At 33.9% G+C, this 16,462-nt stretch carries 16 protein-coding genes; 5 read left to right on the top strand and 11 right to left on the bottom strand.

The window, feature by feature from the left end:
- Positions 1 to 57 precede the first annotated feature (57 nt).
- From accD to tamL, 3 genes are all read right to left on the bottom strand, one after another.
- Positions 58 to 912 (bottom strand): acetyl-CoA carboxylase, carboxyltransferase subunit beta, encoded by an 855-nt coding sequence (gene accD / locus Q361_RS03160; protein WP_103725268.1) that lies wholly within the window; start codon positions 910 to 912, stop codon positions 58 to 60.
- Positions 913 to 982: 70 nt separating this feature from the next.
- Positions 983 to 2,050, bottom strand: coding sequence for a class II fructose-bisphosphate aldolase (fbaA, locus tag Q361_RS03155; protein ID WP_103725267.1), 1,068 nt, complete (start codon positions 2,048 to 2,050; stop codon positions 983 to 985).
- Positions 2,051 to 2,093: 43 nt separating this feature from the next.
- Entirely contained in the window at positions 2,094 to 4,667 is a 2,574-nt protein-coding gene (gene tamL / locus Q361_RS03150; protein ID WP_103725266.1) for a translocation and assembly module lipoprotein TamL, read from the bottom strand.
- A gap of 32 nt (positions 4,668 to 4,699) precedes the next feature.
- Between tamL and Q361_RS03145 the strand changes: the two genes are divergently transcribed.
- The gene (locus tag Q361_RS03145; protein WP_103725265.1) at positions 4,700 to 5,431 is read left to right on the top strand and encodes a TrmH family RNA methyltransferase; all 732 of its coding nucleotides are present in this window, start codon (positions 4,700 to 4,702) and stop codon (positions 5,429 to 5,431) included.
- On the opposite strand, the gene porT is transcribed toward Q361_RS03145, so the two are convergent.
- From porT to Q361_RS03105, 8 genes are all read right to left on the bottom strand, one after another.
- A complete protein-coding gene (gene porT, locus Q361_RS03140) occupies positions 5,428 to 6,135 on the bottom strand; it encodes a type IX secretion/gliding motility protein PorT/SprT (protein ID WP_103725264.1) in 708 nt (235 codons plus the stop codon). The genes Q361_RS03145 and porT overlap by 4 nt on opposite strands.
- A 5-nt stretch (positions 6,136 to 6,140) precedes the next feature.
- Positions 6,141 to 6,872, bottom strand: a complete 732-nt coding sequence (gene ubiE / locus Q361_RS03135; protein ID WP_103725263.1) for a bifunctional demethylmenaquinone methyltransferase/2-methoxy-6-polyprenyl-1,4-benzoquinol methylase UbiE — start codon at positions 6,870 to 6,872, stop codon at positions 6,141 to 6,143.
- A gap of 167 nt (positions 6,873 to 7,039) precedes the next feature.
- Entirely contained in the window at positions 7,040 to 7,522 is a 483-nt protein-coding gene (locus Q361_RS03130) for a dihydrofolate reductase (RefSeq protein WP_103725262.1), read from the bottom strand.
- Positions 7,519 to 7,848, bottom strand: coding sequence for a 2TM domain-containing protein (locus tag Q361_RS03125; RefSeq protein WP_103725261.1), 330 nt, complete (start codon positions 7,846 to 7,848; stop codon positions 7,519 to 7,521). Before Q361_RS03125 ends, Q361_RS03130 begins: the two co-directional genes overlap by 4 nt.
- Positions 7,849 to 7,887: 39 nt before the next feature.
- Complete coding sequence (locus Q361_RS03120) at positions 7,888 to 8,712, bottom strand: thymidylate synthase (RefSeq protein ID WP_103725260.1); 825 nt, start codon at positions 8,710 to 8,712, stop codon at positions 7,888 to 7,890.
- Positions 8,713 to 8,714: 2 nt separating this feature from the next.
- On the bottom strand, positions 8,715 to 9,326 hold the full coding sequence (locus Q361_RS03115; RefSeq protein ID WP_103725259.1) for a bifunctional nuclease family protein: 612 nt from the start codon (positions 9,324 to 9,326) through the stop codon (positions 8,715 to 8,717).
- Positions 9,327 to 9,581: 255 nt separating this feature from the next.
- Positions 9,582 to 10,550 carry an electron transfer flavoprotein subunit alpha/FixB family protein gene (locus Q361_RS03110; RefSeq protein ID WP_103725258.1) on the bottom strand — a complete coding sequence of 323 codons (969 nt, stop codon included), beginning with the start codon at positions 10,548 to 10,550 and terminating at the stop codon, positions 9,582 to 9,584.
- A gap of 26 nt (positions 10,551 to 10,576) precedes the next feature.
- Positions 10,577 to 11,323 (bottom strand): electron transfer flavoprotein subunit beta/FixA family protein, encoded by a 747-nt coding sequence (locus tag Q361_RS03105; protein WP_103725257.1) that lies wholly within the window; start codon positions 11,321 to 11,323, stop codon positions 10,577 to 10,579.
- Positions 11,324 to 11,530: 207 nt separating this feature from the next.
- Here Q361_RS03105 and Q361_RS03100 point away from each other — a divergent pair, with 207 nt between their 5' ends.
- From Q361_RS03100 to Q361_RS03085, 4 genes are all read left to right on the top strand, one after another.
- A complete protein-coding gene (locus Q361_RS03100) occupies positions 11,531 to 12,508 on the top strand; it encodes a pyruvate dehydrogenase complex E1 component subunit beta (protein ID WP_103725256.1) in 978 nt (325 codons plus the stop codon).
- A gap of 64 nt (positions 12,509 to 12,572) precedes the next feature.
- Positions 12,573 to 15,047 carry a DUF5686 family protein gene (locus tag Q361_RS03095; RefSeq protein WP_103725255.1) on the top strand — a complete coding sequence of 825 codons (2,475 nt, stop codon included), beginning with the start codon at positions 12,573 to 12,575 and terminating at the stop codon, positions 15,045 to 15,047.
- Between the two features lie 105 nt (positions 15,048 to 15,152).
- The gene (locus Q361_RS03090; protein ID WP_103725346.1) at positions 15,153 to 15,749 is read left to right on the top strand and encodes a DNA-3-methyladenine glycosylase family protein; all 597 of its coding nucleotides are present in this window, start codon (positions 15,153 to 15,155) and stop codon (positions 15,747 to 15,749) included.
- A gap of 99 nt (positions 15,750 to 15,848) precedes the next feature.
- Entirely contained in the window at positions 15,849 to 16,379 is a 531-nt protein-coding gene (locus Q361_RS03085; protein WP_103725254.1) for an inorganic diphosphatase, read from the top strand.
- Positions 16,380 to 16,462 lie beyond the last annotated feature (83 nt).

Genomic DNA, 16,462 nt, shown 5'->3' with positions numbered 1-16,462 from the left:
TCTAAAAGTTTTTTAAATACTTATAGACAGCAATTATTTTTTAAGTAAAAAGTAAAATTATCTAATTTCTTGATTTAATATCAAATCTAGATATAAATTTATTTTATCTTTTAGTTCTTTTCTTGGAGTAATAAAGTCCAAAAACCCGTGTTCTAACACAAACTCTGCTGTTTGAAACCCTTCTGGCAAATCTTTTCCTGTGGTATCACGCACTACACGAGGGCCTGCAAAACCTATTAAAGCACCAGGTTCAGAAATATTAATATCTCCTAACATGGCGTATGAAGCTGTTGTACCTCCAGTTGTAGGGTCTGTACACAAAGAAATATAAGGTATTTTGGCTTCGGCAAGTTGGGCTAATTTTGCAGAGGTTTTTGCCAACTGCATAAGCGAATAAGCAGCCTCCATCATACGAGCGCCTCCCGATTTGGAAATCATTACAAATGGTGTTTTGTGTTTAATAGAATAATCTATACCACGTGCAATTTTCTCGCCTACTACAGCCCCCATAGAACCTCCAATAAAAGCAAAATCCATACAACATACAACCAAATCTTTTCCTTTTGATTTGCCCACAGCTGTGCGTACAGCATCGTTGAGTTTGGTTTTGCTCATTACATCTTTTAACCTGTCAGAATACTTTTTGGTATCTACAAAGTTTAAAGGATCTTTGGAAGTCATTTTGGCATCAAGCTCTTTAAACTCATTGTTGTCAAACAATATTTCAAAATACTCTTTACTACCTATACGAACATGAAAATCATCTTCTGGACTTACCCATAAGTTTTTTGCTAATTCTTCGGTATCAATAATTTTTCCAGTTGGCGATTTATACCATAGTCCTTTAGGAACATCTTTTTTTTCACCTGTTGGGGTTTGAATCCCTTTTTCTTTTCTTTTAAACCAAGCCATACGTTTTAGTTTGAGGTTAAAAAAAGTTTCAAGTTAGAGTTTAACTTGAAACCTTAAACTTGAAACAAATTTATAATGTATTTATATTATTTAAGTCGGCAAAAGCCTGTTCTAATCGTTTGTTAAAGGTAATTTCTCCTTCTCTCACCCATTTTCTTGGATCGTAATGTTTTTTGTTTGGCGCATCAGTACCTTCTGGGTTACCTATTTGGGTTTTTAGATACTCTATTTTTGAAGTCATATAATCACGAATACCTTCGGTAAAAGCAAATTGTAAATCGGTATCGATGTTCATTTTAACTACACCATAAGAGATAGCTTCTCTAATTTCTTCTAAGGTAGAGCCGCTACCGCCATGAAATACAAAGTCTACAGGATTGCTTTGTGTTTGTAATTTATTTTGAATGTATTCTTGAGAATTTTTAAGAATGATCGGCATCAACTTTACATTTCCAGGTTTGTAAACACCATGTACGTTTCCAAAAGACGCTGCTATAGTAAATCGAGGGCTTATTTTCATCAATTCTTCATAAGCGTAGCAAACTTCTTCGGGTTGTGTGTATAGTTTCGAGCTATCTACGTCAGAGTTGTCTACACCATCTTCTTCTCCTCCTGTAATTCCTAGTTCAATTTCTAGAGTCATACCCATTTTGCTCATTCTTGCCAAATAAGTTTTGCATATTTCGATGTTTTCATGCAAAGGTTCTTCCGACAAATCTATCATGTGTGAAGAATAAAGTGGTTTACCTGTTTCGGCAAAATGTTTTTCAGAAGCATCTAATAAACCGTCTATCCAAGGAAGTAATTTTTTGGCACAATGGTCTGTGTGTAATATTACAGTTGCTCCATAAGCTTCTGCTAATGTGTGTATGTGCTTTGCTCCTGCAATGGCACCAAGTATGGCCGATTTTTCTCCTTCATTGCTCAAGCCTTTTCCGGCATTAAATTGTGCTCCACCATTTGAAAATTGAATAATAACAGGTGCATTAAGTTTTGCAGCCGTTTCTAAAACTCCATTTATAGTGCTAGAACCTACTACATTTACTGCGGGTAGTGCAAATCCTTTTTCTTTAGCGTAATTAAAAATATGTTGTACATCGTCGCCTGTTGCAACTCCGGGTTTAATGTTATGTGCCATTGTTTTTAGTTTTAATAATTTACAAAAATACTAATTTTAAAAATTAGAACGGATAATTAATACCAATATTTATAACCGACTCGTTTAGATTAATTTGTTTAAACCAACGGTGATTTACTTCTAGGGCAGGGTTGTAGGTTTTAAAACCCAAATCGGCACGCACTACAAATAAGCCTTGATCGTAACGAAGTCCAAAACCTGTACCTAAGGCAAATTCGTCTAACGAATTAATTCCTTTGAATAAAAATGATTTTTCGGTAGTGGCATCCAAAAAATTCCAAATGTTACCAGCATCGGCAAAAATAGCTCCATTAAATTTACCAAACATTGGAAAACGAAGTTCGGCATTTAGAGCAATTTTCATATTAGCTTCATTAAAATCAAAAATACTACCGCTACTGCCAGGGCCTAAACTATAAGGTTGCCATGCTCTATTATCGTTTGAACCTCCAGAAAAGTAACTTCTAGAAAAAGGAACAGTTTTCGAATTTCCGTAGGGTATTGCCATTCCAGCAAACATTCGTGTTGCGAGTACATTTTTGCCAAATAAATCCCAATGTTTTATAAACTCAAATTCTCCTTTTACATATTGTGAATATTGTACTTCAAAAAAAGTACCCGCTCCTTCTTGTGTTTTTAATTGTTTAGACATTCTAGCTATTAGCGCCAAGAAATTTCCTGCAGATTCTACTTTAAATTTGTATGAATGAAAATTTTTATCGCCTGTGTTTTCTTGGGTAGTTCTATTGTATGAAAATGTAGAAGCAAATATTAAATTATCTTCTGTAAGCCTGTTGTAACGTTCCAATATGCTCAAAACAGTTTTGTAATCTTCTAGAGAAATAAACGGATTACCTAGGTTATTAGGTTGTACTAAGGCATCGTATATAAATCCACCAACACCATCTTCTATTATTAACTCGGGCAAATTTGTATCTGGATTTGTATAAAAATAATTGGTATTAGCATTGTAGGCCAAAGCAAGATTGTTCAAAGTAGTGTAAGACGATTTGTAGATGTTGAAATAATTGCCAATATTCAAATTTTTTACAAATTGAATATTAAATAAATCGAATTTTGCCGTAGTTTTTGAACTTGGTTTCCAATTGTAACTAAAACTACTTGTAAGATTTTGTTTGTCAAGACCAATATTGGTTTGTTTGGCAAAACCTACACTTAAAGTAGTAGAAGGAATCATGCTTTTTGGAATTATTTTGTTTGTTTTTATTGGAAAAAATATTCTCGGAAAATTCAATTTAGCATCGATACCAATTTCCGAAATATTAAAAAAGCGATTGTCTGGATTTGCCAATTGTTTGGACGTTGCAATAGTACCTCTCAAGCCTATTTCAAAAGTCTCGGTTCCATTAAAAACATTTCGAATACTCACCGAACTATTACCCGATATACCAAAGTCTTGTATGTTGGAATGTGTGAAATCGGCAGAGGTATTCAAAGTGTATTTTTTTCGAGGTACTAAATAAATTTCTGAAATAAGTCCGTTACTATCTTTTGGATCGGGTTTGTAAATTATGGTTGGGTAGTTAAACACACGTAGGTTACTAAGGTATCTTGATGTGAGTGATGTATTTTCGTCCGAAAACATACTTCCTTTGGTAATAAAAATAGCATCGGTAATAGATTTTGGGCGGTATTTTAATTTTTTTTGACTGTACAAATAAAAATCACTATACTGTGTACTGTCTTTTATAATAAAGTTTTCAGTTTTGTTGTTGCTATGATCTGTATAAATGTTTACTCGGTTTATTTTATAGAGTTTAAAAGGAGCTTGTTTTAATGTGTCGTTTTCGTAATAATTAAAATTCTTAATCAGCGTGCCTACACTGGTTTTATATTTTTTTCCAATGGTATCTATATCATAAGTAATATAATTTGATTGAAATAGATAGGCTCCGTTGTTTCTAAAATGGCTTGTAATACGTGTACGCTCGTAGTTTAAATCTTCTGTGCTATATTGTTTGTTAGTTTTTAATACGGTTTGTTTTAATCCTTTTTGATACAAAGAATCTAAAACGGGACTGTCAATTTTGGAATACAAAGAATCTACACTGTACGGATTGCCAAGTTCTATATAATATTTCAAAAAAGCTTGCTTTGCCTTGGAAGTATCTACAACAAAATGATTTTTTACATCAAAATACCCTTTGTTAAAATAAAATGACTCTAATCTTTTTAAAGATTTTTTGGTGCTGGTACTATCGAGTATAACTGGAGGTTCTCCAATACCTCGTAAAAAATTTCCCATACCCGAAACAACAAATGATTTTCCTAATCTATTTACTTGCTTATCAGATAAAAAACTCGTTAAAAACTGATGTGTTTTTGGGTTTTTTGTAAGCCAAGCTTCATACAAAGAGTCTTTTTTTGGAGTTGCCAAATTATACAAATTCAGCCTTAACTTGTAGCCCAAAATAGAACTATTTCTTTTTTGGTACAATTGATAATAAGCCTCTTCATCTTTCGATATTTTATTGTTTACCAAAATATCAGATTCAGAAAGAAGTCTCTTTCCATTTGGAACCCTTTTCGTAATATTACAGCTTACAATAAGCAAGGTTACAAGATATAATGCTATTTTTGTAATTCTATTTTTCAAAAACGACAATTTTTTTCAAAAATACATATTTTATGCTTAGTAAAAACCAAATTAAGCTCATAACCTCATTGCAACACAAAAAATATAGACTACAGCACCAGCTTTTTATTGCCGAAGGAATAAAAGTAATAGATGAGTTACTCGATGCAGAATATGTTTTACACCAACTATTTGTAACCAATAGTAGTTTGTTTACGCAAGTTTCGAGTATTAAAAAGCATCTAGTTTCTGATACAGAAATGCAAAAGATAAGTTGTTTAGCCACTCCTAGTAGTTGTTTGGCTGTTTTTGAAATTCCTGCCGAGAAACCCATGCAAACAAACGGATTGGTACTCGCTTTGGATAATGTGCGAGACCCAGGTAACTTTGGTACTATAATAAGACTTTGTGATTGGTATGGAGTTTCTCAAATAGTATGCAGCAAAGAAACCGTAGATTTGTATAACCCAAAGGTCGTTATGGCAACAATGGGTTCTATAGCTAGAGTACAAGTAAGTTATATTGATTTGGAAAACTATTTACAAAACACCAATTTGCCTATTTATGGCACGTTTATGGACGGTATAAATGTGTATCAACAGCAATTACCTGTACAAGGTATTCTTGTTATGGGCAATGAGGCCAATGGTATTTCAAAAAACATAGAGCGTTTGGTTACTCATAAAATTGCTATTCCTAGGTTTGGAACACACCAAAAAACAGAAAGTTTAAATGTGGCTTCTGCAACGGCTATTTTTTTAAGCGAATTTAAACGGAATTGTTAATGAAAAGCAAAATTTATTAAAATTGCTCGCGTTTTCATAGATTCTATATTACTTGTCCAAGGGCTGTTTGGATCGTTGTCTCTTATCAACTCGTCTTTAAAACCAAATACTCCACGTATAGACGGCGAAAAAACAAAGTACTCGGTATAAATATCGATACCAAAGCCTAGTTCGTAATTTTGTGTCCAAGGTTGTACTCTAAAACGGTTTTGAACATTATCATCTTTGGTTTTAGAATTGCTACTAAGGTTTAAAGTAGTAGACAATCCGCCAAGTAAAAACGGGCGTACATTTCCTGTGCGTAATGCAGAATATTTTAATAATAAAGGAAAATGAATATAGGTTGCCTTTACTTGTCTGAGGTAATCTTTTTCGCGTGTTAAATTTGGAAAAGTCAAATCGCGTTGAGCATAATAAAGTCCTGGTTCAAAGCGTAAATCTACATATTCTTGAAGTCTTAAATTACCAATTAAACCTACATTAAAACCTGTTGTGCTTTTAACCAAAATATCTGTAGGTTGGTTTTTTTTGTAGTCAATTTTAAAATCGTAGTTGTTAAATCCTAAAAAAAATCCCCAAAATACTCTTTGTTTATTCCAGTTTTCTAGATTTATAATGGGGTCTTTGCTAAATAACCCTTTGGTTTGAGACACAGCAGATATGCTGTATAAACCAATGAGTATTAGGATGAAGCATTTTTTCATGATGATTATTTTTTTGATGCCGAATAAATAGTAGCTACACCAAACGTTTGGGGTTGATGCACTACATTTATAAACCCAACTTTTCGCAAAATATTGTTTAACTTTTCTCCAAATGGAAAATTATTGGCAGATTCCGATAAATATCCGTAGGCAACTTGGTCTTTGGAAAATAATTTTCCTATGGTTGGCAGTATATATTTTGTGTAAATTCCATAACCTTGTTTGTACGGAAATTGGGTAGGTACCGAAGTTTCTAAAATTACAAAAATACCATTGGGTTTGAGTACACGTAATATTTCTGCAAGACCTTTTTCTAAAGTTTCAAAGTTTCTTATTCCAAAAGATACTGTAATGGCATCAAAATAATTGTCGGGGTAGGGTATGTTTTCGCTATCGCCGAGTACCATTTCTATTTTATGTTCTAATTTTTTTTCGGCTACTTTTTTCTTGCCTACTTCGAGCATTCCAGCAGAGATGTCTAATCCAATAATTTTTTTGGCTGAGGTTTGTGCCATCAACAATACTAAGTCTCCAGTTCCTGTAGCTATATCTAGTACGGTTTCGGGGTTTTGAGAAGCCACCATTTGAAGTACTTTTTTACGCCACTTTACATCTATTCCAAACGAAATTACGCGATTGAGTCCATCGTAGTTTTCAGAAATAGTATCGAACATTTGCGTTACTTGTTCTTTTTTTCCGAGTGTAGAATTTTTATAAGGCGTAATGTTTTGAGACATAAGGTAAAATTTTGGGCAAAAGTACAAATTTATTTTCTTTTTCTCGTTTTATGGTTGGCAATCTAGCCCTGACAGAACGGCTAGCGCTGTAGCGAAGCGAAAGCCTAATAGTGATGGCAGGAATAGGGTATAGCAATTGCACTACCGATTCGCTTCTAGAAAAAAAACTATTTTTTTATATAGGTTTGAAAAGTAAAACTATAGGCGTGTTTTTCGTCGCTAGGGTGGTAATGTTCTTGAATAAGTTGCCATTTGTTAGGGTCTATTTCTGGGAAAAAAGTATCGGCTTCAAAATGGTGATGTACTCGTGTGAGTTCTATTTTGTTGGCAATGTTTATTGCTTGTTGGTATATTTGACCGCCACCAATGATGTAAATATCTTGGTCTTTTGGGCATTTTTGTATGGCTTCGTGTAATGAGTTTACAGTAATACAGCCTTCGGGCGCTTGGTATTGCGAACGACTAATGATGATGTGGGTGCGGTTTGGTAAGGGTTTTGGAAAAGTTTCGAAGGTTTTGCGGCCCATAATGATATAGTGGCCCGAGGTAAGGTTTTTAAAGTGCTTAAAATCGTTGGGTAAATGCCATAGTAGTTGGTTGTTTTTACCTAAAGCATTGTTTTGGGCAGTAGCAGCAATTAGTATAATCATTTTTTTTGGTTTTCTAGTTCGTTTTTAAGCTGTTCTAGTTTTTTTTGTTGCATTGCCATAAGTCTATCTATTTGTTCTCGTTCCCATTTTTTATTCATAAAACTGTCTATTATAAATACTTGAATAAAATGAATTATTACTAAAAACAGCCATATAAGTGTAGCCCATAAGTGCCAATGGTATTCTTTGCCTATACCAACCCATTTGTTGAGAATGAAAAGGAAAACAGAGGTCGTGAAGAATACAAAAAAATGAAAATAAAATCGTTTTTTTTGAGCAATTCGTTTTCGTGCGTATTCATATATTTCGTGTTGTTCTGCATTCATAATGGATTGATTTTAAACTATTAAATTAAAAAAAATGAGTTATACAGACACAATTCCTTTGATGTGTGGGTGAGGGTCGTAACCTTCTAAGGTAAAGTCTTCAAAAGTAAAATCGAAAATATTCTTTACTTTTGGGTTTAATATCATTTTTGGTAAAGGTTTTGGTTCTCTAGAAAGTTGTAGTTCTACTTGTTCAAAATGATTGTTGTAAATATGTGCGTCGCCAAAAGTGTGTATAAACTCTCCCGCTTCTAAATTACAAACTTGCGCTATCATCATAGTAAGTAGGGCATAAGAAGCAATGTTAAAAGGAACGCCCAAAAATATATCGGCACTGCGCTGGTATAGCTGGCAAGAGAGTTTACCATGTGCTACATAAAACTGAAAAAAAGCATGGCATGGTGGTAATGCAGCTTTACCTTGTGCTACATTTTTGGCAAATGATTGAGAAGTATTAGGTAAAACCGAAGGGTTCCAAGCCGAAATGAGCATTCTGCGGCTGTTTGGATTGGTTTTTAAGGTTTCTATAAGCTCTGTAATTTGGTCTATTTCTTCACTATTCCAATTGCGCCATTGATGTCCATATACGGGGCCTAAATCTCCATTTGGGTCTGCCCATTCGTCCCAAATTTTAACGCCATTTTTGTTGAGATATGCTATATTGGTATCACCTTTTAAAAACCATAATAACTCATATATTATTGATTTTAAATGAAGTTTTTTGGTTGTAACCATAGGAAAACCTTCGCTTAAATCAAATCGCATTTGGTACCCGAATACGCTTTTAGTACCAGTGCCGGTGCGATCTCCTTTTTGAACACCGTGTTCTAAAACGTGTTTTATTAAGTCGTGGTATTGTTTCATGGTTAAGATTCTTTTTTTGAAATCTCATCTCTTATTTTTGCTGCTTTTTCATAGTCTTCTTCTTGTACAGCAGCGTCCAAAAGAGTGTAAAGCTCGGTAATTGTTAGTCCGCTTAATTCAGAAGTTTTTTCTGGTTGGTAGCTTACCACGTCTTCTAGATTGTTTATTGGGCTATCGGTGTCTTCATTTTCTGCAGGGTTATTGCTCAAATATATTCCTGCTTTGTCTAGTATGTTTCTATATGTAAATATAGGCGAATCGAAACGCAGTGCTAGTGCTATAGCATCGGAAGTTCGGGCGTCTATAATTTCTTCTATTTTGTCGCGTTCGCAAATGATGCTCGAATAAAAAACACCATCTACAAGTTTGTGTATAATAACTTGTTTTACTACAATATCAAATCGGTCGGCAAAGGTTTTAAATAAATCGTGTGTGAGTGGTCTAGGTGGTTTTATTTCTTTTTCTAAGGCTATGGCTATAGATTGTGCTTCAAACGCACCAATTACGATCGGAAGTTTTTTTTCGCCGTCTACTTCATTGAGTATTAGGGCGTATGCTCCGTTTTGTGTTTGGCTGTAAGAAATTCCTTTTATGGTAAGTTTTACTAAACTCATTATGCTTTATAGTTTTTAAATACGATTACAAATAGTCTAAAAGTATATTTTTTAGCCCTGATGGAAGCGGCATCCTTTTTGTTTTTGTGGTTTGTATAATCTATATTTCAAAAACAAAAAGATAAAGCGTACAGCAGGAATATGGTTTGCAAGGTAGCAAAAAAGTTTTGCTTCTTAAAAAAAACAAATGCTCTAAATAAAATAGACTGCTGCAAATAATGCAACAGCCTACTTTCGGGTTGAGTTAGTTATATTTTAGTGATTTTGTGCTTTGAAAGCTTTTAATTTTTCGGTAAGTTGAGGTACTACTTCGAGCGCATCGCCTACAATGCCATAATCAGCAACTTTAAAAAATGGAGCTTCTGGGTCGGTATTGATTACTACTTTTACTTTTGATGAGTTAATACCTGCAATGTGTTGTATGGCTCCAGATATGCCTACGGCAATGTATAGGTTGGATGCTACGGGTTTACCTGTTTGCCCTACGTGTTCGCTATGAGGTCTCCAACCAATATCTGATACGGGTTTTGAACAAGCTGTAGCGGCGCCTAGTGTATTGGCTAAATCTTCTATTATGTGCCAGTTTTCTGGGCCTTTCATACCACGACCGCCAGATACTACAATGTCGGCATCGGCTATGGTTACTTTGCCTGTAGCTTTTTCAACAGCTTCTGTTTTTACTGCAAAATCTTCTTGGTTTAGGTTTGGCGTAAAGTCTTCTTCGGTTAGCGAAGTGTTGTTTTCAACAATTCCAAAAGAGTTTTTGGAAATTGAAAGAACTTTTACTTCGGTATTTATTTCTGTAATGTTGAAAGCTTTGTTTGAAAAAGCGGTTCTTTTTACTTGAAATGGATTTATAGCTAATGGTAAACTCACTACGTTTGAAGCATATCCTGCTTGTAAAGCTACGCTTACTAATGGCGCTAGATACAAGCTATCGGTAGTAGAAGAAAGTAAAATTACTTGGCTATTTTCTTTTTGTGCTACTTGTTTTATTGCATCGGCGTATGCTTTTGCGTTAAAATCGTTTAAGCTTGGATTGATTATTTTAACTACTTTATCTGTTCCGTATTTTGATAATTCGGCATTGTTGTTGCAGTTTATGGTTACTGCAGTTACAGTTGTACCTAGTGTTTCGGCAACTTTTTTTGCATAAGAAGAAAGTTCAAAAGCTACTTTTTTTAGTTTTCCTTCTGCCGATTCTGCATATAATAATATAGACATCTTGATTGCGTTTTTAAGAGTTTTAATTAAATAACTTTTGCTTCGTTGTGTAGTAAACTAATAAGCTCGTCCAAATTGTCAGCACTTATCATTTTTACAGCCGATTTTGGTGCGGGTTTTTCAAACTTTACAGCTTGTGTGGTTTGTGTAGCATCTACTGGTTCTACTACAGATAAAGGTTTTGTTCGAGCTGTCATGATACCTCGCATATTAGGTATACGCAAGTCTTTTTCTTCTACAATTCCTTTTTGCCCACCTATTACCAACGGAAGTGCTGTTGCAACAATTTCTTTACCACCGTCTATATCTCGAGCTACTTTGGTTTGGTCTCCTTCTACTTTAATATCAGTAACTGCGTTTACAAAATTATAGTTAAGTAAAGCGGCTAGCATACCAGGTACCATTCCTCCGTTGTAGTCAAGCGATTCTTTGCCACAAATAACAAGGTCGTAGTTGCCATTTTTAACCACTTCTGCCAATTGTTTAGCTACAAAAAAGCCATCTGTAGGGTTTGCATTTACTCTTATAGCATCGTCTGCACCAATTGCAAGTGCTTTTCTTAAAGTTGGTTCGGTGTCTACACCACCCACATTTACTACAGTAATTTTAGCTCCTTGTTGTTCTTGGAACCAAATAGCACGAGTAAGACCAAATTCATCATTAGGATTTATTACATATTGGACGCCATTGGTATCAAACTCAGAATCACCATTTACAAAATTTATTTTTGAAGTGGTATCTGGCACATGGCTTATGCATACAAGTATTTTCATATTATTTTGTGTAATAAGTTTCTGAGGGTAAAAATATAAAATATATTTCTAATTTTTATATGCACGCATAATATTTTTTCAAATTTCAATCGTTTTCGTAGAAAATCAATACTTCTACTATTTTTAAATGGGTTTAATATGTATTTTTCTCATATTAAATTTTTATTTTTGCATTTCGTAATATAGATATAGAATAAGATAATATATATGAGAACAATACAATTTAGAGAAGCCGTTTGTGAAGCAATGAGCGAAGAAATGCGTAGAGATGAAGCTGTTTATCTTATGGGTGAAGAAGTAGCAGAGTACAACGGTGCATACAAAGCTTCCAAAGGAATGTTGGATGAATTTGGCTCAAAAAGAGTAATCGATACACCTATTGCCGAACTTGGCTTTGCAGGTATTGCTGTAGGATCTGCTATGAACGGTTGCCGACCAATTGTTGAATTTATGACATTTAATTTCTCATTAGTAGGAATAGATCAAATTATAAATAATGCTGCAAAAATGCGTCAAATGACAGCCGGACAGTTCTCTATGCCTATGGTTTTTAGAGGGCCAACAGCCTCTGCAGGTCAATTGGCTGCAACACACTCTCAAGCTTTTGAAAATTGGTATGCTAATTGTCCTGGTCTTAAAGTAGTAGTTCCTTCTACACCTTATGATGCTAAAGGATTATTAAAATCTGCAATTCGAGATAACGACCCTGTTATTTTTATGGAGTCGGAACAAATGTATGGCGATAAAGGAGAAGTGCCAGAGGGTGAATACACTATTCCATTGGGTGTGGCCGATATTAAAAGAGAAGGAAAAGATGTAACTATTGTTTCTTTTGGTAAAATTATAAAAGAAGCTCTTACAGCAGCAGAAATATTAGCTACAGAAGGTATATCGTGCGAAGTAATCGATTTGCGTACCGTGCGCCCTATGGACTACGATTGTATTATCAATTCTGTTAAAAAAACAAATAGATTAGTAGTTCTCGAAGAGGCTTGGCCTTTTGCTAGTGTAGCTTCAGAAATTACATATATGGTACAAGAGCGTGCATTTGATTATTTAGATGCTCCTGTGCAACGTATTACTACCGCCGATACTCCAGCACCTTTTTCGGCTGCATTATTAAAAGAATGGTTGCCAAATGCTAACGATGTTGTTAAAGCAGTAAAAAAAGTAATGTATAAATAAGAATATAAATTATATTTGAGGCTTCATTAAGTAAACTACTTAATGAAGCTTTTTTATTTACGCTATGAAAAAAATTATATTTATACTTATTGTATTGGTTCAAATAACTTGGGCGCAAACCAAAGTATCTGGTATTGTTGTTGATGCCGAAGACAAACCCATTTCTTTTGCCAATATTGTTTTTAAAGGTTCTACATCTGGTGTGGTAAGCGATGACAACGGTAAGTTTTATATGGAATCCGATAAAACATATACAGCTTTGTACTGTTCGTTTGTAGGTTATCAAAGAGCAGAAATTCCTTTGGATAAATCTGTAAATTTTAACCTTAAAATTGTATTAAAATCAGAACAAGTATTACAAGAAGTAGTAATATTTAAAGGAAAAACATCAAAAAAAAATAACCCTGCTATAGATATTTTGAGAAAAATATGGGCTCGTAAAAAAAGTAACGGACTCAAAATGTTTCATCAATATGAATACGAAAAATACGAAAAAGTAGAATTCGATTTAAATACCATAGATAGTTCTTTTATGAATAGTAAAGTATTTAAAGGCTTAGAGTTTGTTTTTAGTAAAGTAGACACTTCAGATGTAACAGGCAAAACGTATTTACCAATTTTTATTAACGAATCGATTTACGATGTATACGGCGATAATAAAATAGGAAAAGAAAAAGAAGTTATCAAAGCCAATAAAAATTCAGGTTTAGGGAATGGTGACGGAGTAAATACATTTATTAAAGATTTATACAGCGATTATAATATTTATGATAATTACATCACCTTTTTTGATAAAAACTTTACATCACCTTTGTCTAGAACAGGTATAGATACATACAATTATGTGTTGAGCGATAGTAGTTATATCGATAAAAAATGGTGCTACAATATAGTGTTTTACCCAAGACGTAAAGGCGAACTCACATTTAAAGGAAATTTTTGGGTAAACGATACAACCTATGCCATTAAAAAAATAGAAATGTCGGTTACCAAAAGTGCAAATATAAATTGGGTTAAAGATATTTTTCTAGAACAAGAGTTTGATGTAGAAAACGATTCGGTATTTATACTTACACGAGATTATATGATGTCTGATTTTTCGATAAACAAAAAAGAAAAATCACAAGGGGTTTACGGTAAACGTACAACATTGTACAGAAACCATAAATACAATCAAGAAAAACCAGAAAAATTTTACAGAGAAGAAGTAAATTATGTAGACAATAAAGTGTACAACCGTTCCAATGAATATTGGGAAGAAAATCGCTTTGAAAAACTCAACAAAGACGAAATAGGCATCTACAAAATGCTAGATACACTCAAAACGGTAAAAAAATTTAAACAAGCCTACAATTTAGTTACCATATTAGGTAGTGGTTACATCAATTACAAACAATTTGATTATGGCCCAATATTCTCTACGTTTGGTTACAATTATGTAGAAGGATTAAGGCTAAGAGTAGGAGGTAGAACCTATTTTGGACCAAACGATAAATGGCGATTACAAGCCTATACAGCCTACGGTTTTAAAGACGATAAATTCAAATATGGAGTTTCAGGCAAATGGATGGTAGACAAAAAAAACAGAATTATTCTTGCCGCAGGCAACCGTAGAGATGTAGAACAAATAGGAGCCAATCTTACAGGCAGCAACGATGTGTTGGGTAGAAGTTTTGCAACAACAAGTTTTTTAAGCTCGGGGACCAATGGAAAATTATCCAATGTAAATCTATCTATGTTTTCTGCCGAAATAGAACCTGTAAAAAATCTTATTTTTAGAACAGAGTTTACACACAAAAAATTAAGCTCTGCTTCAGATATTTTCAATATGGATTATTTTACAAACGATACCTATACTACAACATCGGGCGAGGTAAAACAATCAGAAGTAAGTTTTCAAATAGATTTTACACCCAACAAAAAATCAGTGGGTTATGGAGTAGAAAGACTTTATGCAACCAACCCTTTTAGCCGAATATATGCCAATGTAACACAAGGATTTAAAGGATTGTTGGATAGCGATTTTGATTACACTAAACTACAATTGTACTACAAACAACCTATGAGTGTTGCCGGGCTCGGTAAAAGCAATTTCACACTAGAATTAGGAAAAACATTCGGTCAAGTTCCTCTCGGATTACTTAGTGTAGTACCCGGAAACCAATCCTATTTTTCTATAGAAAACACCTTTAGCAACCTTAACTACTACGAGTTTGTTACAGATCAATATGCTACATTCAATTGGGAACATAATTTTCAAGGAAAAATATTTTCAAGAGTTCCAAAACTAAGAAAATTAAACCTTAGAGAAATTATAGGTATCCGTGCAGCCTACGGAACCATTTCAGACGAAAATATAAAAATAAATGCGTCAGATATTCAGTACTTAGCCCCAACAAAACCCTATTGGGAATACGGGTTTGGCATAGGTAATATCTTTAAAGTATTCCGACTCGATTTTGCTTGGCGAGGTAACTATCGCGACGTTCCAGAAACGAGTAATTTTACCATAAAAGGCTCTTTCGGTTTTTATTTCTAGGGCATGCCCTTGCGGGTCGGGCTATCCGCTCTATCTTTTGCATACATTTACTTTTTGTAAAAAGTAAATGTATGCAAAAGGATGCCGCTACTATCCCTCATGCACATGATACAAAATTACATACAACAGCTCACACAAGCAGAACCCATATTTCAAAACATAATACTACGCTATGGAATGCCCAAAATAACTACTCGCAAAGCAGGTTTTGGAGCATTAGTACATCTTATATTAGAGCAACAAGTATCAATAGCATCGGCAAAATCTTGTTACATCAAAATAGAAAATCATAGTCCAATAATTCCCAAAAAACTACTATTAATTTCCGACGAACAATTTAAAACATTGGGTGTTTCCAAACAAAAAACACTCTACATTAAAAATCTAGCCCAACAAATCGTTGATAATACAATAGATATAGAAAATTTACACACACTTCCAAATGAAGAAATTTTCAAAAAACTTACCTCATTAAAAGGAATCGGCAATTGGACAGCGCAAGTATACATGATGTTTTGCCTTCAAAACCCCGATATTTTTCCAGTAGGCGATATAGCTGTACAAAAAACAATGCAAGAACTTTTTGGTTGTACAACAATACAGCAAATGGAAGAAAAAGCAAACCAATGGAAACCTTACCGATCTTATGCTACCTATATATTATGGCATCATTATTTATCAATAAGAAACCGTAGTGTATAACGCAACACTATATATTTTTAAAAAACCTGCAAAATTTATATACATAATACCAAAAAACACTAAGTTTTAATTACATTTGCCACCGCAAAAAAAGTAAGTATGACAGCAGATAAAAAAGAATCTTTCGACGTACTGATCGAAATACCAAAAGGAAGTAGAAACAAATATGAATATGACTTTGATCTAAAAAAAATCCGTTACGATCGTATGCTCTTTTCCTCTATGATGTATCCCGCAGATTATGGATTTATTCCAGAAACCCTTGCATTAGACGGCGACCCATTAGACGTGCTTGTTCTCGTTACAGAACCAACTTTTCCAGGGTGTGTAATGGAAGTAAAACCTATTGGAGTATTTCACATGGCAGACGATAAAGGTCCAGACGAAAAAGTAATTTGTGTTCCTATATCAGATCCAATTTGGAATAAACTAAACGATTTAAGCGATATAAACTCTCACTTGCTCAAAGAAATTGAACATTTCTTCCAAGTATACAAAGACTTAGAAAACAAGCAAGTAGATGTAGAAGGTTGGGGCGATGTGCACGAAGCCAGAAACATATTAAAAGAGTGTATAGATCGATTTAATGCGCTTGAAAACAAACCTGAAGGTTTATTTAGTATACGATAAATAAATATATTAATAAAAAGGTAATTTGACATCATTCAAGTTACCTTTTTTATTTATATTTGTTAAATTTTTAACAAAAATAA

Origin of the sequence: Flavobacterium croceum DSM 17960 (assembly GCF_002917885.1) — a bacterium.
Lineage (GTDB): Bacteria > Bacteroidota > Bacteroidia > Flavobacteriales > Flavobacteriaceae > Flavobacterium > Flavobacterium croceum.
This window is presented reverse-complemented; position numbering and strand designations above follow the sequence as displayed.